This window comes from Vibrio ziniensis, from assembly GCF_011064285.1.
Taxonomy (GTDB): domain Bacteria; phylum Pseudomonadota; class Gammaproteobacteria; order Enterobacterales; family Vibrionaceae; genus Vibrio; species Vibrio ziniensis.
The window spans coordinates 1615097-1634941 of record NZ_CP049331.1 but is presented as its reverse complement, the minus strand read 5'-3'; the positions used below and the strand labels follow the sequence as shown (position 1 = coordinate 1634941).

General features: G+C 41.4%; 21 protein-coding genes. 14 read left to right on the top strand and 7 right to left on the bottom strand.

The window, feature by feature from the left end:
• Positions 1 to 35: 35 nt before the first annotated feature.
• On the bottom strand, positions 36 to 1328 hold the full coding sequence (locus G5S32_RS07430) for an extracellular solute-binding protein (RefSeq protein ID WP_165311419.1): 1293 nt from the start codon (positions 1326 to 1328) through the stop codon (positions 36 to 38).
• A 330-nt stretch (positions 1329 to 1658) separates the two neighbouring features.
• On the opposite strand from G5S32_RS07430, the gene G5S32_RS07425 reads away from it, so the two are divergent.
• The 9 genes from G5S32_RS07425 (at position 1659) to G5S32_RS07385 (ending at position 9572) form a co-directional block, all read left to right on the top strand.
• Positions 1659 to 2612: a lactate/malate family dehydrogenase gene (locus tag G5S32_RS07425; protein WP_165311418.1), complete on the top strand. Its 954-nt coding sequence runs from the start codon at positions 1659 to 1661 to the stop codon at positions 2610 to 2612.
• A gap of 273 nt (positions 2613 to 2885) precedes the next feature.
• Positions 2886 to 3653 (top strand): DUF3450 domain-containing protein, encoded by a 768-nt coding sequence (locus G5S32_RS07420; RefSeq protein ID WP_165312740.1) that lies wholly within the window; start codon positions 2886 to 2888, stop codon positions 3651 to 3653.
• Complete coding sequence (locus G5S32_RS07415) at positions 3649 to 5022, top strand: MotA/TolQ/ExbB proton channel family protein (protein ID WP_425509208.1); 1374 nt, start codon at positions 3649 to 3651, stop codon at positions 5020 to 5022. Before G5S32_RS07420 ends, G5S32_RS07415 begins: the two co-directional genes overlap by 5 nt.
• Positions 5023 to 5031: 9 nt before the next feature.
• The gene (locus G5S32_RS07410) at positions 5032 to 5574 is read left to right on the top strand and encodes a MotA/TolQ/ExbB proton channel family protein (RefSeq protein WP_165311416.1); all 543 of its coding nucleotides are present in this window, start codon (positions 5032 to 5034) and stop codon (positions 5572 to 5574) included.
• Positions 5571 to 5975, top strand: coding sequence for an ExbD/TolR family protein (locus tag G5S32_RS07405; RefSeq protein WP_165311415.1), 405 nt, complete (start codon positions 5571 to 5573; stop codon positions 5973 to 5975). Before G5S32_RS07410 ends, G5S32_RS07405 begins: the two co-directional genes overlap by 4 nt.
• Positions 5975 to 6595 (top strand): energy transducer TonB, encoded by a 621-nt coding sequence (locus G5S32_RS07400; RefSeq protein WP_165311414.1) that lies wholly within the window; start codon positions 5975 to 5977, stop codon positions 6593 to 6595. Before G5S32_RS07405 ends, G5S32_RS07400 begins: the two co-directional genes overlap by 1 nt.
• Positions 6595 to 7785 carry a tetratricopeptide repeat protein gene (locus G5S32_RS07395; RefSeq protein WP_207621618.1) on the top strand — a complete coding sequence of 397 codons (1191 nt, stop codon included), beginning with the start codon at positions 6595 to 6597 and terminating at the stop codon, positions 7783 to 7785. Before G5S32_RS07400 ends, G5S32_RS07395 begins: the two co-directional genes overlap by 1 nt.
• Before the next feature lie 106 nt (positions 7786 to 7891).
• Positions 7892 to 8641: a siderophore ferric iron reductase gene (locus tag G5S32_RS07390; RefSeq protein ID WP_165311412.1), complete on the top strand. Its 750-nt coding sequence runs from the start codon at positions 7892 to 7894 to the stop codon at positions 8639 to 8641.
• A 97-nt stretch (positions 8642 to 8738) separates the two neighbouring features.
• Positions 8739 to 9572: a patatin-like phospholipase family protein gene (locus G5S32_RS07385; protein ID WP_165311411.1), complete on the top strand. Its 834-nt coding sequence runs from the start codon at positions 8739 to 8741 to the stop codon at positions 9570 to 9572.
• 173 nt (positions 9573 to 9745) lie between these two features.
• Here G5S32_RS07385 and G5S32_RS07380 read toward each other — a convergent pair whose 3' ends face one another.
• Positions 9746 to 11116 (bottom strand): MATE family efflux transporter, encoded by a 1371-nt coding sequence (locus G5S32_RS07380; protein ID WP_165311410.1) that lies wholly within the window; start codon positions 11114 to 11116, stop codon positions 9746 to 9748.
• Between the two features lie 110 nt (positions 11117 to 11226).
• Between G5S32_RS07380 and G5S32_RS07375 the strand changes: the two genes are divergently transcribed.
• A complete protein-coding gene (locus G5S32_RS07375; RefSeq protein WP_165311409.1) occupies positions 11227 to 11835 on the top strand; it encodes a riboflavin synthase subunit alpha in 609 nt (202 codons plus the stop codon).
• Positions 11836 to 11880: 45 nt separating this feature from the next.
• Here the strand turns inward: G5S32_RS07375 and G5S32_RS07370 are convergent, their stop codons facing one another.
• Together G5S32_RS07370 and G5S32_RS07365 are read right to left on the bottom strand one after the other, a co-directional pair.
• Positions 11881 to 12084 carry a CPXCG motif-containing cysteine-rich protein gene (locus G5S32_RS07370; protein WP_165311408.1) on the bottom strand — a complete coding sequence of 68 codons (204 nt, stop codon included), beginning with the start codon at positions 12082 to 12084 and terminating at the stop codon, positions 11881 to 11883.
• Positions 12085 to 12254: 170 nt separating this feature from the next.
• Complete coding sequence (locus G5S32_RS07365; protein WP_165311407.1) at positions 12255 to 13121, bottom strand: fructosamine kinase family protein; 867 nt, start codon at positions 13119 to 13121, stop codon at positions 12255 to 12257.
• Positions 13122 to 13511: 390 nt separating this feature from the next.
• Here G5S32_RS07365 and G5S32_RS07360 point away from each other — a divergent pair, with 390 nt between their 5' ends.
• A complete protein-coding gene (locus tag G5S32_RS07360) occupies positions 13512 to 13853 on the top strand; it encodes a DUF3802 family protein (RefSeq protein ID WP_165311406.1) in 342 nt (113 codons plus the stop codon).
• A 1-nt stretch (position 13854) separates the two neighbouring features.
• Here G5S32_RS07360 and G5S32_RS07355 read toward each other — a convergent pair whose 3' ends face one another.
• Positions 13855 to 14391, bottom strand: coding sequence for an NlpC/P60 family protein (locus G5S32_RS07355; RefSeq protein ID WP_343033108.1), 537 nt, complete (start codon positions 14389 to 14391; stop codon positions 13855 to 13857).
• A gap of 57 nt (positions 14392 to 14448) precedes the next feature.
• Between G5S32_RS07355 and G5S32_RS07350 the strand changes: the two genes are divergently transcribed.
• Complete coding sequence (locus tag G5S32_RS07350; RefSeq protein WP_165311405.1) at positions 14449 to 16482, top strand: methyl-accepting chemotaxis protein; 2034 nt, start codon at positions 14449 to 14451, stop codon at positions 16480 to 16482.
• Positions 16483 to 16489: 7 nt separating this feature from the next.
• Here G5S32_RS07350 and G5S32_RS07345 read toward each other — a convergent pair whose 3' ends face one another.
• Positions 16490 to 17281 carry a sterol desaturase family protein gene (locus tag G5S32_RS07345; protein WP_165311404.1) on the bottom strand — a complete coding sequence of 264 codons (792 nt, stop codon included), beginning with the start codon at positions 17279 to 17281 and terminating at the stop codon, positions 16490 to 16492.
• A 225-nt stretch (positions 17282 to 17506) separates the two neighbouring features.
• Between G5S32_RS07345 and G5S32_RS07340 the strand changes: the two genes are divergently transcribed.
• Positions 17507 to 18238 (top strand): tRNA-uridine aminocarboxypropyltransferase, encoded by a 732-nt coding sequence (locus G5S32_RS07340; protein WP_165311403.1) that lies wholly within the window; start codon positions 17507 to 17509, stop codon positions 18236 to 18238.
• 276 nt (positions 18239 to 18514) lie between these two features.
• Positions 18515 to 19426, top strand: coding sequence for an N-acetylglucosamine kinase (gene nagK, locus G5S32_RS07335; protein ID WP_165311402.1), 912 nt, complete (start codon positions 18515 to 18517; stop codon positions 19424 to 19426).
• A 122-nt stretch (positions 19427 to 19548) separates the two neighbouring features.
• On the opposite strand, the gene G5S32_RS07330 is transcribed toward nagK, so the two are convergent.
• On the bottom strand, positions 19549 to 19827 hold the full coding sequence (locus tag G5S32_RS07330; protein ID WP_165311401.1) for a DUF2960 domain-containing protein: 279 nt from the start codon (positions 19825 to 19827) through the stop codon (positions 19549 to 19551).
• Positions 19828 to 19845: the final 18 nt, after the last annotated feature.

The following is a 19845-nucleotide window of genomic DNA, read 5'->3' as shown; positions in this document are numbered from 1 at the left end:
CCACTGAACCTAATATACAGTGGGCATGGGAAGAGTTATTTCACTGTACGAGCAAAACGATCCAGTAGCTTATCGCTTTCGTCTTCTACTTTGTCCAGACTTGCCTGAACCGTTGAACGACCCGCGAAAATGTTGTCAAACTCACGGTGCATAACTTCACGGATTTGTGGATAGAAACCTAAACGGTAGCCTTTGTTCCATTCTCCCGAAGCCAAGCTAAGTTGTTTAACACCAACTTCAGCATCAGGTTGTTCGTTATAGTAGCCAGATTGCTTGGTAAGTTCGTAAGCTGCATTAGTCACCGGCACATAGCCAGTTGTTTTGTGCCAGTACATTTGGACTTCAGGTTTGGTTAGGTAAGCAAAGAAGTTAGCGACTCCTTTATCTTCATCTTTACTGTGACCACTTAACGCGAATAACGCTGCGCCGCCAATGAAAGTATGAACGCCTTTGTTATTCAGTTTTTCCCAGTAAGGTAGATACGTCGTACCCAATTCAAATTTCACGCGGTTACGTAAACCACCGAATGAACCAGATGAACCCATCCACATAGCCACTTCTTGGCGTTCGAACGGTGTTTGGTTTGCGTCCCAGTCACTGCCGTAATATTTGAAATAACCTTTATCTGACCATTCTTTCAGTTTGTTGAAATGCATCACCATGTCTTTAGTGTTAAACATGATTTTCGAAGAGAGTGCTTGGTAGCCATTTTCTTTATCAGATAGCGGTAGGTTATGGCGAGACTTAAAGTTTTCGAACATGATCCAAGGGGTATGTGATTCTGAGAATGCTACATAGCCTTTTGCTTTTAGTTTTTCAGCAAGCGCTTCAAGTTGTTCGTAAGTTTGCGGAGCTTCTGCACCGACTTTCGCTAGGATATCTTTGTTGTAGTAAAGAACTGGGGTAGAGCTGTTAAATGGCATACCAACCATCTTACCGTTGTTATCTGCGTAAAAGTTACGCACACCGGCAAGATAGTCTTGCGCAGAGAACGGGTAACCTGCATCAACCATAATGTCCTGAACTGGTTTTGCTACGCCCGGTGCATTCATGATTGTCGCAGCGCCGGCATCAAACACTTGAAGAATGTTTGGTGATTTGCCAGCGCGGTATGAAGCGATACCTGCAGTCAGTGTTTCTGTGTACGAACCTTTAAATACAGGCGTGATTTTGTATTCAGTTTGTGAGGCGTTAAAGTCTGAAGCGATTTTGTTTACCGTCTCGCCCAGTTGTCCACCCATTGCGTGCCACCACGTAATTTCAGTTGCTGCAAAAGAAGTTCCTGAAACAGTTGCTGTAAGCAACCCTGCTACCCATAGCTTATTCATTGACTTTATTCCTTGTTAAGTTTCGAACGATACTGTTTGTGTTTCGTTTGATGCTATGGTGGCGAAGAAATGTTTCACATCGGTGGACGAAAAATGTCACTGAGGTTAAAGATTTATGGATCAAGTGACTTAAATCACATTAAACAATGGCAGTTTTATTGCACCAATTTGGTTTGCTGTGAATGTTTAATGAACTATAAAGGATCGATATTGCAGTAAATAACGCCATAAAGAACCTAATTTGCAAAATATAATTGGAATGAATGTTGCTAATACTAGTAAAATCTACAATCCTGATTTTGATCTTGTTAAGTTGTTCAAGGAACGAATATGAAAATTGGTGTTATTGGTGCTGGCGCAGTTGGAGTAGGTATCTGTAACTACTTATTAACTCTAGGTAGTGTGAGTGAGCTGACTATACTTGACCGCGATGTGAAACGTGCGGAAGGGGAAGCATACGATTTTAGACATACAGCGGCGCTGACTTTCTCGAAGAACACGCGTATTACGCCAACCGACGATTATATGGAATTGATTGGTGCTGATATTGTCGTGATCACTGCCGGTGCTCAAATTCAGCAAGGGCAAACACGTATGGATATAGCGGAAATCAACGCAAAGATTGGCGTTGATATCGCAAAGAAGATCGAGCGTGTCGCGCCTAAAGCGATTTTGATTGTAGTCACCAATCCATGTGACATTGTCACTCATAGCATCGTTGCGAATACGGGCTACAGCCCACAGCGTGTTATTTCCTCTGGTTGTGTGATTGATACTGCTCGCCTGATGGCGATTGTCGCGCAGCGGGTTAACTTAGACCCCAAAAACGTATTTGGCTATGTATTAGGTGAACACGGTAGTGAATGTTTCACACCTAAGAGCTTGATCAGTATTGCTGGTCAGCCTGCAGACTACTACTGTGATTCCAATAATATCCCGCGAATCGATGCAGATGAGCTTCTGGAATCGGTTAAGCAAGCAGGTTTCGAAATCTTTAAACGCAAGAACAATACAGTTCATGGTATTGCTGCCAGCGTTTTCCGTATTATCCAAGCGATCATGATCAACGAACATTCAGTGCTTCCAGTGGGTACTTTATTGCGCGGTGAATACGGCTATAAGGATGTTGTTCTTAGTCTGCCTGCTGTTATAGGTAAGAATGGGGTAGAGAAGATACTTATTCACCCATTTACTGACGAAGAGAAACAGCGTCTGGACGAGATCACAACCAATCTTCGTAACCAGATGGTCAATGTCGCTAAGTTGACCGGTTTAAGTTATTAAAATAGACAGTTATTAAAATAGACAGTTGCTAAATACACCGTGACTAAAGAAACCAAATAGAAAAGGTGGCAGATGCCACCTTTCTTTTATCCAAACTTTTATGTATCCGAAGCTTAAAGTTACGGTTGCTTCTTCAATAGGTTTTTCATTCGCTAAAATGCGTCACATCATTGTTGCTAGTTAGAAAAATCGCTAATATATGAAAATCTAGTTGATAATGAGAGTTTTTATCAATAACATTCCTGCACAACTACGCGCTATTTGATTACCATGATGAATCTTTTAAAACCCAGTTTTATCCTTATTTCCGCAGCAATGGCTTTACCCATTCATGCCAATACGCTTGACGATGCGAAAGCGATTCAAAATAAAACCAACGCGGCTTCCGCTGCCAGTCAGCAAAAAATCGACAAGAGTTCGAATGCTGCAATTGAGCTTCAAGCTGAAATCGAACAGTTAAGCGAGCAAGTAAAGAACTTAGAAGTTTATCGAAACCACTTACAGGCATTGGTTGATAACCAGCAACAAGAAATGGTGAGCTTGGATAAACAAATTGAAGAGATCAAAGATACTCGTCAGGGCATTGTTCCTCTTATGTATCAGATGATTGATGGTCTGCAAACCACACTTGAGCAAGACAAGCCAATTCGTTTACAAGCGCGTACCGAACGTCTTGAGCAGCTAAAGTCTCTTATGCCGAGAGCCGATGTCAGCGATGCAGAGAAATTCAGAAGAATTCTCGAAGCCTACCAAATTGAAATGGACTACGGACGTAAGCTAGGTTCATACCAAGGTCAAGTTGCGTTGAGTGACAACGATTCTGTTGATGCGGATATCTTATATTTGGGGCGTGTAGCGTTAATTGCTCGAAATCCAAATGCCACACAATACTGGACTTGGAATCAAGCACAGAAACAATGGCAAGGTTTAGATAGCAGTTATAAAACTAACCTTGATACTGCGTATAGTTTAGCATCTAAACAGATTGCACCAACGCTTGTTACTCTCCCTGTATCGCTTGTTAATGCGGAGGCAAATTAACATGAAGAACAAATTTGCTCCGTTATTATATGCAGCTTTAGTTATTGGCGTTAACGCTCCTGTTGTTGCAGCGAACGATATTGTCAGCCAAGCAAAAACGGAAAACACGGCACAACGCAGTCACGATGCAAAGCGTGAAGCGGAATTTAAGCTCACTGAACAGCAACTCAAAGACAAAAAAGCGCAACTCTTGGCACAGCGTAATAGTCTTCAAAGCCAAGCTGACAAGCTTTCTGCTGAGTTTTCTAAAAATGAGGATTCACTTGCTCGCTTGGAAGAGAAACTGCGCTTAGAAACGGGAAGCCTGGGTGAGATTTTTGGCGTTGTTCGTCAAAACGCTAAAGAGATCCAAGGTGATCTTTCACAATCAGTTACAGGTGTTGATCGCCAAACTAACGCAAATGTGATTGAAGAGATTGTTGCTGCGAAGTCTTTACCATCAATGAAACAGCTCACTGGTTTATGGCAAGCAATGCAAGAACAAGTCATAGCAAGCAGTGAAGTATCAACAACAAACGTCACACTAATTGATGGAGAAGGACGTAAGCAAACCGTTCCAGCTACACGTATTGGTGCATTTGGATTGGTTTCAGAGCAAGGTTACTTACAGTGGAACAACGGTCGTAAAGATGCGGTTGCTTATCAGGTTCAACCAGAAAATGCTCCAACCTTAAACTCATTGAATACACTGGAAAACGGGAACGTTGCTTCGGTGGTATTAGATCCTTCTCATGGGATTTTGCTTGAGCAACTAGCACTTACACCAACATTAGGTCAGCGTCTTGAAGCTGGCGGTGTAGTTGGGAAAATCATTCTAGGGCTATTAGTAATTGGTTTGATTATCGCTTTGTATCGTGGTGCCTCTTTGGCTATCGCTCGACAAAAGATAGCTGCCCAGCTTAAGAATCCACAGCAACCTGGTAATAACCCGCTTGGTCGTGTGTTATCGGTACACGATAAAGAAAAGCATCGTACTGTAGAAGCTTTAGAGCTGCGTTTATTGGAAGCAGTTGTTGACGAGCAAACGGGCTTAGAGAAAGGTCTGTCAATGCTGAAACTGTTAGCAGCACTAGCACCGATGCTTGGATTACTCGGAACTGTGACGGGTATGATTGAGACTTTCCAAGTCATTACTCAGTTTGGTAATGGTGATCCTAAAGTGATGGCTGGTGGTATTTCTATGGCACTAGTAACCACCGTACTTGGTTTAGTTGCTGCGATGCCACTACTGTTAGCGCACAATATCTTGAGCTCACAGGCAGAGAACATTCGAAATATCTTAGAGAAGCAGGGCATCGGTTTAGTTGCAGAGCAAGCTGAACGGGAAAGCAGTGAAGCGGTTTCTGCCAAAATGGTCAATGCGGCGTAAGGGTTGAACATGCAAGCTAACTGGTTTACGTCATTCAATAATCTGTTTTTACCACTGACCGAATTTATGGATCAGGGGGGTGCAGTATTGTGGTGGCTTGCTGCGGTTGTAGCAGTGTGTTGGCTGTTGGTCGTTGAACGTATTATCTATCTGGTGTTTACCTTTCCTAAGCAGCGTAAACACTGGATAGATCTTTGGCACCAACGCACGGAACACAACTCTTGGCATGCTCACGCCATCAAACAAGGTTGGATAGGGCAAGCTCATATTGCTTTAACTCAGAACCTCAACGTTATCAAAGTGATGGTTGCAATTTGCCCGATGTTGGGTTTGCTAGGCACAGTTACTGGGATGATCTCGGTTTTTGATGTGATGGCAACGCAAGGCAGCAGCGATCCGAAATTGATGGCTTCAGGTATTTCATTGGCAACACTGCCCACTATGGCTGGAATGGTTGCGGCTTTGGCAGGCATGTTTGTTCATGCGCGTCTAGTGAAAACGTGTCGTCTATTTGAAATGAAATTAGAAAAATCTTTAAGGAGTCAGCTATGAGACTCGGTCGACGTCAATCTCAGCAAGAAGAGGCACAAATAGATCTAACTTCTATGCTGGATATCGTATTTATCATGTTGATTTTTTTCATCGTGACCAGCTCTTTTGTACGTGAATCGGGTGTGGAAGTTAATCGGCCTACAGCTTCAAACGTTGTCAGTCAAAAAGATGCTGGAATCTTCGTAGCAATTACATCTGCAAATGACATCTACATTGATAAACGCCAAGTCGATGTGGAGCGCGTACAAGCCACACTTGAGCATTTGCTATTGGAACAGCCTGAAGCATCTTTAGTGATTCAAGCTGACGAGCACGCATACAATGGAACGGTTGTTCAGGTGATGGATGCCGCTAAAGGCGCTGGTGTGAAGAGTATTGCGCTCGCTGCGGAGAAGCGTTAATGCTGCGTTTACTGTTTGCAACACCGATTGCTGCTCTTATCTCTTTAAGCCTGTTCGCCTTTATGGCTTGGATGGTTGATAACGGTAATCAACGTGCACCTAAAGCTAGCCAACCGCTTAGTTTTAACATGGTGATGTTAGAGCAGGAAAATCAGGTGCAGCGCAGACAACGAAGTGTTCCGGAGCAGCCAGAATTGCCAGAACCGCCTCCACAATCTCCTGTTTCGCAGAAACAGACTTCGGTGGCCAACACGCAACAGCTTTCTAGCGTTCCATCATTAGGTTTAGATACCGCAATTAGCGGTATTTCGATCAATGCTCCAACCTTTGGTGATTTTGGAGCTAACCAACAAGCTATGCCATTACATCGTGTAGAGCCAACATACCCAGCACGTGCTTTGCAAAGGGGGATTGAAGGCTATGTGGTCATGAGTTTCACCATCGATGAAACTGGGCAACCTACGGATATTCAAGTGGTAGAAGCAGAGCCGAAGAGAGTGTTTGAACGTGATGCAATACGGGCGTTGAGAAACTGGAAATACCAACCTAAGTTACTGGATGGTAAAGCGGTGACCCAACCGGGACAATCTGTGAAATTGGAGTTCAAGTTAGCCAAATGATGAAACGAATAATCGTCAGTCTATTGTTGCTGGTATCCACTTCGAGTGTAACAAACCGTATGGCTGTTGCTGCCGAACTAAGCCAATATGCTGCAAATAAAGCAATGAAAGCTAACCAGCTAGCGCAGGAAGACAAATTGTCTCAAGCGATCGAGACGCTAAAAACCGCTGATGTTTCTCGTGGCTATGATAAAGCGTACTTCTCTCGAATGTTGGGCGTTTTCTACTGGCAGAATGAGCAAATTAAACCGGCCATTAATGCGCTAGAACAAGCGGTAGCTAGCGGTGAATTAAAAGATGACCAGGGTTGGCTAACAGAACGTATGTTGGCTGATTTATTGTTAATGAATCAACAATTTAAGCAAGCTCTGCCTCATTACTATCAGCTGAGCAAAAATATCCCACAGACGCAAAATGCAAGCGAACTATGGTTGCGCATTAGTCAAGTACACTACCAAATTGAACAATGGCAAAAAACGCTGAACGCAATTGCGGAGTATGACAAATATAAACAGCCTGACGCAGTTACTCCATTGTCAGTAAAGTTAGGTGCGCAGCTTCAACTAGAACGCTGGGAAGAGGCCATCCCAACGCTCAAGAAGTTAATCAATCTAGAACCGGAGCGTAGCAACTGGTGGTTACAATTGGTGAATCTGGAATTGAGAACCGGCAAGAAAAAAGATGCATTGAGTAGTTTGGGTTTAGCTCAATTGCAAAAAATCGAATTGAGTGATGCAGATTTACGTTTATTGGCTCAGCTCTATGCCCATAACGGCATCCCTGAGCGAGCTGGTCTTGTATTAGAGCAATTGAAAGATGCCCAAACAAATGTTGATTTGATTACAGAACGCGCTTTCTATTGGCAGCGTGCAAAAGAATGGGATAAAGCCATTGACACTTGGGCATTAGCTGCGAAATTTGACGGTAAGTACCACTGGAACATCGCTCAGATCTTAATGCAGCAAGCTCGTTACGATGATGCACTATCTGAATTGGATAACGTAAAAGAGAAAGGTAAACAAGCTCAAGTTGCCTTAGCCCGTACTAAAGCGTTATACAAACTCAACCAACTTGAACCAGCACTGATTGAAGCTAAGAAAGCTAACAATATTGAACCTTCGGATGAAGCAAAGAGCTGGATAAAGTATTTAACTCAGCTGCGAAAAGCAAAAGACAACCAAACATCGTAAATGAGGGCCTATTTTATAGGCCCTTTGTTATGCTAATGATAATAGTTTGCAGTATGTAATGATAATTTATATCATTACTATTATTTTAACGGCACGGCTATCTTCAATGGGTTTATCCACAGTACATTTCGAAAAACTATTCGTTCATGCTCGAAACATCACACCCTATTTAGATGGCAACCTTGTTGAACATGAAAGTAGCTGTTTAAACCATGACTTGAGCACAAAGTCGATCGAATTTCTTTACACACAAATTGCAAATCGACATCCCGAAGCGGGTCAAGCTTATTGGTTGACTCGCACATGGGATTTGCTGTGTTGGCAACCCGTATTTGTCTCATTCATTGCAATTTATACACAAAAAGCCTTGCCAGATGTGGCGACGATTTTGCAGAAACAACAACACTGTTTTATTTCTGGTTTTAGTTTTATGGATCACGAATGGACGCATGCAAGTCGATCAGCCTTGATAAAAACAGCGGGTGAACTACTCTCTCAACTATTTGAAAACTATAGAGAGGCAATTAACCAGTGGGGCAGAATTCGTCCTGGGTTTACGAATCATCTACTCGCTGATCAGCTATTGAGTTGCTTAGTCCGCTTACAAGAACTCAGACCAAGTTATTCCAACGGCGCTATTTTGCAACAAGCCAAACTTTGGTTGGATGCTTTTAATCTTCCTCATAAACACATCAGTAGCTTAATAGTCGATGTAGCCACCGACCGCTTAAAAGTGGTCAGAACCAGTTGTTGCCTTGTATACAAATGTGAAGGGCGACCATTATGCGCAAATTGTCCACGTTTAGAGAGCAACAAGGCGAATGCTGCAATCGCAGTACAACAGGTCGCAGCTTAATCGGCGATATCTATCTGATTGATAAGTTAAACCCATTTGCGAGGTTAACCAGTAAGAATTATCTTTAAATGGTTAAAACGATAATAAGGGTTTAAAAATGGCAGGACAAAAGGCGTTAGTAGTAGAAGGTGGGGCAATGCGCGGCATTTTTGCCAGTGGCGTTCTTGATTCATTTATGGAATTAAACCACCGTCCATACGATTTCGTTATGGGAGTCTCTGCTGGTGCTTCAAATCTTGTCGGCTATTTGTCTAATCAACCTCTACGCAGTTATCAAGTGATAACTCAACTTGCTACTAGCAGTCGTTTTTATAACCCTGGCCGTTTCCTAAGAGGCGGTGACTTAGTTGATGTTCGATGGCTAATTGATGAAGCAAATGAGCGTTACCCGATCAACGAAGAAGCGCTGTTCTCGTCAATTCCTTTTTATGCAGCTGCCACTAACATCGAGACGGGCAAGCCTGATTACTATCAAATTACTCCGGATAATTTTGTAACAGCGATAGAAGCCACCTCTGCGTTGCCTATTGTCTACAAGAAAACCCCTTGTTTCGATGGGCAGTGCTATACCGATGGTGGCGTGTCTGACTCTATTCCAGTGAAAGAAGCTTATCGTCGTGGTGCACGTGATATCACTGTTGTTCTTTCTCATCCAGAAAGTTATGAGATGCCCAAGGTTAAAAGTGAATGGATGATGAAAAAACTGTTTGCTCGCTATCCAGAAGTTGCTAAATCGGTTACCGCAAGGGCTGAGAAATACAATGGTTCGCTGGAGTTCATTCGTAACCCGCCTAAAGATGCGAACATTCGAGTTATCGCTCCACCTGAACATTTTGCAGTTAAACGTCTAACCATGAATAAAGGGGCATTAGATCATGGATACAGCATGGGTTTAATTGCTGGTCGTATGCACGTACACAGTTTGAAATAATAGGAGCACATTATGAGCTTTATTGAAAAAATGATCGTTTTTGTATGTGAAATTGACACTTACCAAAGTGTGCTTGCTGGGCTAGAAAATACCTACCTAGAAACTGAAAACGAATAAGTCACGTATTAAAAAGGCCAGCATATGCTGACCTTTTGTTTTTAAAGAGTTATAGATTACTTTGAAGCGAAATCTAATTGGACTTGTTGATCCTGCTTTTGAATCCAGAGTAGTCTCAGGCTTAGCATAATTGCCGCTGAACTTAGTCCGACAATGAATCCAATCCAAAATCCTTTCGCACCCATAGGTTCTACGATTAAATCGGTCATTGCTAAGGTATATCCCGTAGGTAATCCCAAGATCCAGTAAGCAATAAAAGTACGAACAAAAATTGCGTTCATATCTTTATATCCGCGTAACGAACCAGCCGCGATAACTTGTATTGCGTCAGTACATTGATAGATACCAGCAAAAATAAGCAGCTGCATAGATAGGGCAATAACCTCTCTATTATCCGTGTAAAGATGCGCTACCTGTTCACGGAAGACCACAGTGAAAGCCGCAGTAACTATAGCGGTAGCAACGCCAAAAAACAGCCCAACATGGGATGCAACCGCTGCGCCTTGAACGTTTTCTTCACCGAGCGAGTGTCCCACACGGATAGAAACGGCTGCACCGATGCTCATCGGTAACATGAAAATTAATGATGAAAAGTTAATAGAAACCTGATGTGCAGCTACGACCAAAGAGCCCAAAGGAGCTAAAGCGACTGCTACCACAGCGAATAAAGTGACTTCGAAAAACAAAGCCGCGGCTACAGGTAAACCCAGCTTGAATAAACGCCATTGAGGTTTGAAATGCGGTTTATGAAAGTGAGCGAACAGTTTCACGTGAGCAAGTCGATTTGAAGTTGCCACGTAGAACAGCAACATCAGAAACATCAGCCAGTACACGATCAAGGTTGCTACACCACAACCAACGCCACCTAAGGCAGGAGCGCCTAGCTTACCGTAAACGAAGATCCAGTTTAGAGGTATGTTAATCAATAGACCAAAGAAGCCAATGACCATGGCTGGTTTGGTTAATGACATACCTTCTGCAAAGCTACGCAATACTTGGAATAGCAAAAAAGCAGGTACAGCGAAGATCATTGCACTGATGTAACCAATGGTTTTTTCAGCCATTAATGGTTCAACTTCCATCAGCTTTAAAATAGTACTGGCTTGCAGTAATACTAAGATTGTTGGAATAGAAACAATTAAAGCTAAAAATCCCCCCTGATGAATTTCAGACGCAATTTTATGCTGTCTGCCTGAACCATTGAGCTGGGCAACTATTGGTACCAGTGCCATTAAAAGGCCAATACCAAACAGAATGGTAGGCATCCAAATGCTGGAAGCGACAGAGACAGCAGCTAAGTCGATTGCACTTACACCACCAGCCATAACGGTATCTACGAAACTCATACCGGTTTGAGCGATGGAAGCAATAAGAACTGGCGTTGATAACTTTACTAATTTTTTTATTTCATTTTTATAATGTTGCACAAACTTCTCCGAAGGGAATATTTACTGCTTAATTAATCGGTGGGTCGTACTGGTGGGAATGATAAAGAAATGTCACACTGATCACCACGAAAAACTATCGGAAATACAAAATGTTTACTGGGATTGTTCAAGGCATGGCGAAAGTCGTTGCTATTGATAAAAAAGACAAGTTTCAAACCCATGTTATTGAGCTAGAACCCTTATTAATTAAAGGGATAACAATTGGTGCTTCGATAGCTCACAACGGCTGCTGTTTGACGGTAACTCACGTTGATGACAACCGTGTTTCGTTTGATTTAATGCAAGAAACTCTCAAACTGACTAACCTAGGTGAACTTGAAGTGGGTTCTATGGTGAATGTCGAGAGAGCAGCTAAATTCGGTGATGAAATTGGTGGTCATACCATGTCGGGCCATATTATGGACACCGCGACGATTACAGAAGTGATTGATACGCCAAACAACAAAACAATTTGGTTTGAGTTAGCGCCAAAGTATATGAAGTACGTTTTGCCGAAGGGATTTATTGGATTAGACGGTTGTTCCCTGACAATTGGTGATGTCAGTGAAAATAGTTTCAATGTTCATCTGATTCTAGAAACATTGCAAAGAACACTCTTTGGTCAACGAGCTGTCGGTGACAAAGTAAACGTTGAGCTTGATCCGCAAACTCAAGCAATTGTGGATACCGTTGAACGAGTGCTTGCTGCTAAACAATAAGTCCAGCGTTAACTAGAGCGCAGCAGCGAACAAAAATATCAAGGTCTAGAAAATTTGCTCGTCATCAGCATCGATTTGTAGCTCAACGATATCTAGTTGCTCATTGATCATCAAATTCATATGAATTGAATTACAGCAAGCAGGGCAGTCATCATAAAACTCTTGGCTGCCATTTGAAGAGTCTAGTGTTACCGGAACATGATGCCCACAGTGGGGGCAAATAATTGATTGTTGGATAAAGTTTTTCATCTTGATTCTCGCTCTGTCTTTTATTGTTCTCAATTTAATAGTAAGACGAGAAGTTGATTCTGAACGAGAAATAAGTGTAAATTTTGACCATTGAACATAGAAAAAAGAGCTAAAGTTGATTAGCTCTTTTTTTGTTTATTATTAATAACATAGAGTGGTAATGAATAAGTTTAGAACGACAGAATTTTCTTGATTAGATACTCGGCCTCATCTAAATAGTGACCGCCGAAATGATTGTAGTGATTCAGTATATGGTAAAGGTTGTAGATGTCTTTTCTTTCTACGTAGCCAATATCTAATGGTAAAACTTCTTCATATGCTTGATAGAACTCGGGTTGGAAACCACTAAACAACTCACTCATAGCAACATCACATTCTCGGTCACCCCAATAAGTGGCTGGGTTGTAACAGATGGGACCGAGTGGCGAATTGGCTACATTTTCGTTCCAAAGATTACCATGTAATAAAGCTGGACGCGGAGTGTGGTTGGCTAATCTTTGTTTTATGACTTCAACGAATTCGTCAATATTGACGAGATGCACACCTTTTTCATGCATTAATTGTAGTTGCCAACCAATTCTTTGCTCTGCAAAAAATTGACACCATTTCTTTGCCCAGTTGTTCGGCTGAACGACACAACCTAGGTAATTATCAATATCAAACCCATATTCTTTTTGATCGCCCCATTGATGTAATTTGGCGAGTTGTTGACCCAACTTAAAACTGTTTGTTGAATCATCAAGAGGCTTAGTCACCAAATAATTTAAGATAATGAACGAGTGATCCTTAGTGCTTCCTGTAAGGACATGTTCAGGGACATGGATACTATTACTTTCACGTAGAATTCGTAAATTTTCGGTTTCAGCTTCAAAAACGGGTAAAAAATTACGGTCATTTAACTTTACAAAATACCGCTCTTTACCGTCGGTAATCATATAGCTTTCACTAACGTCTCCGCCTTGCAGTTTGGTTTTTTCTACAAGGTCGAATTGAAACATTAAAGTATCTGAGAGTTGCTGGGTGATAGCTTGCCACATAGTATGAACTCCATGACCGTCCTCTAATCCGTTTTAGTTTAGAACATCAAATGTGACTTTACTGAACCGTAAAGCAAATAATTTCATTAACTTAGTTTTGTTATGCACTTAATCCGCATATTTGTGAACTTACTCATAAAACGATTCATCAACGTTGTTGCCTTTTGAATGAATAGAAAGTCAAAATGAGTGTAACAAAAGACTTCGTCGTTAACATAGCAAGCAAGTAAAGTTTATGGCTTTCTTGTACTAAGTTAGATTTTTATCAATGAATCGTTTGAAATTTCATCAAGCAAACATATCTAATGTGTGAAATTTTCTTCACATAGCTTAGTATTATTGAAGGCACAGTGAGTTACTGGTGATAAAGCAGTAAAGCGGAGAATTAAAGTGGTTGTAGAAACCGATGGTTATTTAGCGCTAATAGAACATCTTGCATTCAATATGGATGTATTCACCCGTGGCGGTGACACCGGTAAAGAAAGTGTCGAAGATGTCGTTACTGACATGGTAGCGAGTAATATCATGGCAGTTTTCGAACAGAACCCTGAACTTCATTCGAGCGTACGCTTTCAACTTCTGAAAGAAGCTGATTCTGTAGTAGAAGATTTAGGTGAGGTGTTAGCTGGAGTATGGGCGAAACCAGCGACGAATGATCAAATCATTTTCCTAGATGAATACATTGCGTTGGTGAAGAATCTATTTGATACAGCGGTAGCTATTTACGATTAATCTATTTCGTTAGACTGTCGACTCTTCTAAATTGCCAAAATTTAGCAGCCCAGTAGGGGTTATCAAGACGAGAAATGATGACCCCTTGAGATGTAGAAGCATGCATAAACCTCAAGTTACCCAGATACACGCCGACATGATTCGTCGTTTTTGACGTTTTAAAGAAAACTAAATCACCGTATTTAGCAGCATCGTACTTAATATTTTCACCTATCTGGCTTTGCGACCTTGTCGTTCTTGGCAAAGGAAGTTGCCATGCATCACGGTAAGCAATCTGAACGAACGCAGAACAATCAATCCCATTCTTATTACTTCCACCTAAACGGTAAGGAACACCTTGCCACTGGTTATAGACATTAAAAAAAGATTCTTCGCGGACAATTATGCTTTCAACATCGATACTTGAATTTAACGATTTATCTTCTTTTGTATCGAGGTTTTTTGAACTTTGATTTTGAGCGCATCCAGTTACCAAGGAAAATACAATAACCATTAGTAATGAGTGATAGGTTATTGGTTTCTGAAATAAATGTGTCATAAAAATTTCCTAAAATACCGGATGTTGTATTTAAACTGGTATTGGACTGCCTTTGAAATGAATAATTCTGCCAAGCCCCGAATAACGTTCTCACTTATTCAAACACTTTCTATTATTTTTGTCACCATAACCATACTTGTCACTGTACTTTCTGTCACTAGTGTTCGTGGCATTGACAAAATAGGATCTCAATTTAGTCAATTATCAGAACGAGCACTTCCACTATCGACCAATAATGCTGCCCTAACGCAAAACATACTCGAACAAGTTAAATATATCGGTTATGGGACAAGAGCTAAATCGGTTGAACAATTAGATAGTATTCGTGTTGATTTATTAAAGTTGGATCAAAACGTCAATGTTCGGCTGAAAGAGATGAAAGGAATCACTCAAGAATTCGGTTCTCTAATAGATCCGATGCTACAAGAGGAACTAATTCAGAATATCGCAAAGTTTTCTCAATATTCAGCAGCGATTATCCAGTCACAGCAAACTCAGCTACAACAAACGGCAAAAATTACTGAACAGGCTGCTGGCTTCAGATATGGTCTTAGTTCGATTGGTCCAGAAATGAACCGTATCGCCTCATTTCTAGCTATCGAAAATCCGGAATCAATGGATGCGGCAAACCGATTTGTTGCCGCTTCAGGTGTAATGGAAAGTACATTTCTTCTATTTATGGTTCAAGAAGAGAAGGAACTGGCACAAAAAGAGTACAAAGAGCTAAAAACACGTATTTCAGGACTTGAACTCGCGTTCGATGATTTCAAGGAGTGGCATCCTGACGTGAATGAATTTTCCAGCCTCACTGCTCCTTATCAGATGGTTTTGGAAGGCTTTAAGTCAGGTGGAATACTCGACCAAATAATGATTCGTCTAGAAACAGCGCAAAGCCAAAATTCGGATTTTTCCCAAGCAGCTTTAATGGCCGATAACATTGCAGATCAGCTAGCAGCGCTATCTCATATCACAACCGATATTATTCAATCTAAAGAACAGGAAGTTCAAAGTACCATTAACGAAATTACATTAGCTTTGTTAGTTGGGGGAGCTGTACTTGTCTTTCTTGTCGTTGTTTCATGGCTTGGGCTTAGAGTTTGGGTAAACAAAGGTATGAAGAATATAACTACTAGCCTTACCTATATGACTGAGCATGATTTTAGTCATCTGGCTAAGTTAACGGGGCCAATGGAATTCCATGATATTGCAGTAAAACTTAACCTAGTCATTGCATCAACTAATGAATCTCTAACGATGGTAACGTCTAACTGTGAAACGCTTTATCAGACTGCTCAATTGAGTCACGATGCTGCTGAGAATTCTAATCAGGGGTTAACAATCCAAAATGAAGCCCTGTTAAGCATGGTTACAACTATCAACCAATTGGAGGCATCAATCCGTGAAATTGCTGGAGTCACCAATGATTCATACACCGACTCTGTGACAGCTTCTGAGCACTCATCGCAAGGGGTAAAAGCAGTAGAAGAGAACCGCTATCGATTAGAAGCACTAGAAGTGTCATTGAATATCAATGAGTCCGCTATGAGTGAACTTGACAGCAGTGTTTCGCGAATCAGTGAACTGGTTGACTTAATTAATGGTATTGCAGAAAGCACTAACTTATTAGCGTTAAACGCAGCGATTGAGGCGGCACGTGCAGGTGAACATGGTCGAGGCTTTGCTGTTGTTGCTGACGAAGTTCGTAAGCTCGCTAAAGATACCACTCAGCAAACGGGTAGTATCCGAGATATGATGAGCCAACTACAAGCTTCTGCTGCGAAGTCTCGTCAAGCAGTATTAGAGTCCAGAAACGAGATGGTCTCTGCGCTTCAATCTAGTGACGAAGTAAAACTGACGTTTGCTGATATTGAAAGTGCGGTTACACATATTCGAGCGAGAGTAGAGCAAATTTCTGTTGCGACGGAAGAGCAAGAACGAGCGACAGCCGATGTGAGCCGCTCGATTGTACAAATTTCTGACCAAGCTACACAAACGAAGCTTCAGCTTGAGTCGATGGTTGATAGCTCACAGCAAGTGGCAAACATCGCAGGTCAACAAAAAGCGATGCTTGCCAAATATGCTCTAAGTTAATTATTGATTATTTTTCTCTGAATGGTTGGGTAAGCATTTTATCCAACCATTGTTCTCTTGAACGTTTAAACATCGGTAAACCAATCCTCATTTCATCATGACCTAAATAAGGTTGAGCGATGTAAGTACCGAATATTCGATCCCATATCGATAAGAAAAATCCAAAATTAGAATGAGTTTCTCGTTCTATAACCGAGTGATGAACTCTGTGCATATCAGGCGTCACAATGAGTTTTCGCATCAACCTATCCAGTTTCAACGGTAATCTTGCATTGCTATGATTAAACATAGCACTCGCATTAAGTACAATTTCAAAAGTAACTACGGCCCAAACAGGCGCGCCAATCAGTGTTACCGCGCCAATTTTAATCCACATAGAAATCAGAATTTCAATTGGATGGAATCGTGCGCCAGTGGTCACATCGATATCTTGATCTGCATGGTGCATACGATGGAGTCGCCATAAGAATGGCACACTGTGGAACATAATGTGCTGCCAATAAATGATGCCATCGAGCAAAACTACAGAAATAACCAGAGACCATGTAGGAGATACATTCAGCCAGTGCATAAGGCCGAAAGAATGGGCTTCTGCCCAGCTTGCTGCAGAGAGGGCGACAATCGGCATAAGGAGTGTAATTAGTACGCTGTTTAGACCAACTAAGCCGAGATTATTAATCCAACGTACAGACTTGCTCTGAGAAAGGTGTTTACGTGGAGCATTCGACTCCCAAAATGCGCAAATCAATAGCACCAAAACAAAGAATGCTAACCTAATGGTTTCTGGTTGGTAGGACATAACCACCTCCGTGTAATACCTATTTACCGTGTCATAACCATGTATTTCTTGAACATCATTTACTGTTTCACAAAGTGATGTAATCCAATCACTAATCAGAGTTTCAAACTTAAATTGCGCTGGAGAACTCAACTAACAGCGGTTAAACTCTGCGCCACTTTCAGTCAATAAAATTTTTCAGTACAAAAATTATCAGTACTAGAAAATTAACGTACTTCTACAGATATGAGAATCCATGCTTTCCATCGTTTGTACCAATATCGGCTCGAACGATCAACAAAACCTTTTTTAGCTCGCGGCTGCAAAATTCAACGTTGTGCATACTGTAATGTGGGGCTGACGCATTGTTTGTGTCAGCATCAGCCTGATATTGATACGCAAGTTGCGGTATTACTTATTGTTTCTCAACAAGAAGTTTTTAAGCCAAGCAATACTGGTCGACTGATTGCAGACATCGTAAAAGAAACGTACGTTTATCAATGGAATCGCACAGAGCCTGATTCTCAGATGTTGGATCTTTTACAAGATCCATCCTATTTCCCAGTTTTAGTTTTTCCTGCAGAAACAGAAGAAGAACATGCTCGAGTGATGCAAGAAGTGGAAAGTATAGCAACGGGTAAGAAACCACTGCTTATTTTCGTCGATGGAAGCTGGCGTGAAGCAAACCGAATTGTACGCCGATCTCCTTACTTATCACATTTGCCTTTAATCTCAATCGAGCCTCAAGTTCTTTCTCAATATGTGATGAGAAAATCAGACAACGAGCAGCATCTTGCTACCGCTGAAGTCGCTAGCCTTGTTCTGGATAAATTCGGGGAAAAATTGGGCGCTGAAACGTTACGCTTGTGGTTTGAAACCTTTAAAGAAAGCTATTTGCTTGGTAAGACTCGTATAAAACCCAAGGAAGAAAAAACGGCGCTTAAAGAATATTTGCAATTCACGCAAAGCCTAGATTGAGACTGAACACTCAATACTGCTTTACATTTGCGCAATCAAAATGTGTAGCCGGATAAATAAGTGTTTGGTCACGGATTGCATGGGGTGGGTTATGGATAATAAGCCAATATTTTTTAATCGCGAATTAATTACGCTGATATCAGTCAGATAGCTTCGGTCATTTGGGTGATTTGGTTATTTAACAGCTTTTGTTAATTAGCTAAAGGATGGCGCAATTGGTGCGTGAATCGCTTTAAATAATTTCCTTATTACTGGGATTGAGTAGGAGAGGTTTGCATGTATTACGGCTTTGATGTCGGCGGCACTAAGATTGAATTTGGTGCGTTCAATGAGAAACTTGAGCGTGTTGCTACTGAACGTGTACCGACACCAACAGAAGACTACCAGCAGCTTGTTGAAACAATTGCTGGGCTAGTTGCTAAGTATGATGCTGAATTTGGCGTAGAAGGTACGATAGGTTTAGGTTTGCCAGGTATGGAAGATGCTGACGACGCAACGGTATTGACAGTAAACGTACCGTCAGCAAAAGGCAAACCACTGCGTGCTGATCTCGAAGCTAAAATTGGTCGTAGCGTAAAAATTGAAAACGATGCGAACTGCTTTGCTCTTTCTGAAGCATGGGATGAAGAACTGAAAGATGAGCCATCAGTACTAGGTTTGATCCTAGGTACAGGTTTTGGCGGCGGTTTAATCTATAACGGTAAAGTGTTCTCAGGTCGTAACCACGTAGCGGGTGAGATCGGTCATATGCGTTTGCCAATTGATGCTTGGTTCCATTTAGGCGGCGATAAAGCGCCATTATTGGAATGTGGTTGTGGCAACAAAGGTTGTATGGATAACTATCTTTCAGGTCGTGGTTTTGAGTTAATTTACGCACACAACAACGGTGAAAAGAAGAAAGCTATCGACATCATCAATGCATACAATGAAGGTGAAGAGAAAGCAGTTAAGCACGTTGACCAGTTCATGGAACTATTGGCAATCTGTTTTGGTAACATTTTCACTGCGCATGATCCACATGTGGTTGTTCTTGGTGGCGGTCTATCGAACTTTGATTTGATTTATCAAGAAGTACCTAAACGTATCTCTAAACATCTTCTTTCAGTAGCAAAATGCCCGAAAATCATCAAAGCAAAACATGGTGATTCAGGTGGTGTTCGTGGTGCTGCATTCTTGAATATCAAATAACACTGAGTTTCAGTTGGTTAAATAGAAAAGGGCTTGAGTATTCAAGCCCTTTTTACTGTCATCCCTAACAACTTGTTCGCTGATGCTTATTGGCGGTAATGATGATTGTGAGAAGTTTTTAACTATTTAACTTGTGGCTTTGGTTTTTGTCCAACACCCAAATTCTCTTTAGGTTTAAGAGTAATGATGCCAAAGCCTAACTTTTTGAAATGGTTATCGCGATAGTTGCGAACAGCTTTGGTATCAGAAATTTGCTCTAGCTGCTGTTCCATTTTCAAATAATCAGTGATGTCTATACCCTCAGCTTCTGCTACAGCTTCATGAATGTTTCTGTGCTGTTGGTAAGAGAAAGTCAGCGTTTTCTCTTCATCTTTGTAGGTATAAATAATAGTGCGAGCCATAATTTCTCTCGTTAGCAG

Coding starts and splice junctions, on each gene's coding strand:
- G5S32_RS07430 (WP_165311419.1), bottom strand. CDS start 1,328: ATGAATAAGCTATGGGTAGCAGGGTTGCTTACAGCAACTGTTTCAGGA.
- G5S32_RS07385 (WP_165311411.1), top strand. CDS start 8,739: ATGGCAGGACAAAAGGCGTTAGTAGTAGAAGGTGGGGCAATGCGCGGC.
- G5S32_RS07410 (WP_165311416.1), top strand. CDS start 5,032: ATGCAAGCTAACTGGTTTACGTCATTCAATAATCTGTTTTTACCACTG.
- G5S32_RS07370 (WP_165311408.1), bottom strand. CDS start 12,084: ATGAAAAACTTTATCCAACAATCAATTATTTGCCCCCACTGTGGGCAT.
- G5S32_RS07330 (WP_165311401.1), bottom strand. CDS start 19,827: ATGGCTCGCACTATTATTTATACCTACAAAGATGAAGAGAAAACGCTG.
- G5S32_RS07355 (WP_343033108.1), bottom strand. CDS start 14,391: ATGACACATTTATTTCAGAAACCAATAACCTATCACTCATTACTAATG.
- G5S32_RS07400 (WP_165311414.1), top strand. CDS start 5,975: ATGCTGCGTTTACTGTTTGCAACACCGATTGCTGCTCTTATCTCTTTA.
- G5S32_RS07350 (WP_165311405.1), top strand. CDS start 14,449: ATGAATAATTCTGCCAAGCCCCGAATAACGTTCTCACTTATTCAAACA.
- nagK (WP_165311402.1), top strand. CDS start 18,515: ATGTATTACGGCTTTGATGTCGGCGGCACTAAGATTGAATTTGGTGCG.
- G5S32_RS07375 (WP_165311409.1), top strand. CDS start 11,227: ATGTTTACTGGGATTGTTCAAGGCATGGCGAAAGTCGTTGCTATTGAT.
- G5S32_RS07390 (WP_165311412.1), top strand. CDS start 7,892: ATGGGTTTATCCACAGTACATTTCGAAAAACTATTCGTTCATGCTCGA.
- G5S32_RS07405 (WP_165311415.1), top strand. CDS start 5,571: ATGAGACTCGGTCGACGTCAATCTCAGCAAGAAGAGGCACAAATAGAT.
- G5S32_RS07340 (WP_165311403.1), top strand. CDS start 17,507: ATGAGAATCCATGCTTTCCATCGTTTGTACCAATATCGGCTCGAACGA.
- G5S32_RS07395 (WP_207621618.1), top strand. CDS start 6,595: ATGAAACGAATAATCGTCAGTCTATTGTTGCTGGTATCCACTTCGAGT.
- G5S32_RS07365 (WP_165311407.1), bottom strand. CDS start 13,121: ATGTGGCAAGCTATCACCCAGCAACTCTCAGATACTTTAATGTTTCAA.
- G5S32_RS07420 (WP_165312740.1), top strand. CDS start 2,886: ATGAATCTTTTAAAACCCAGTTTTATCCTTATTTCCGCAGCAATGGCT.
- G5S32_RS07345 (WP_165311404.1), bottom strand. CDS start 17,281: ATGTCCTACCAACCAGAAACCATTAGGTTAGCATTCTTTGTTTTGGTG.
- G5S32_RS07425 (WP_165311418.1), top strand. CDS start 1,659: ATGAAAATTGGTGTTATTGGTGCTGGCGCAGTTGGAGTAGGTATCTGT.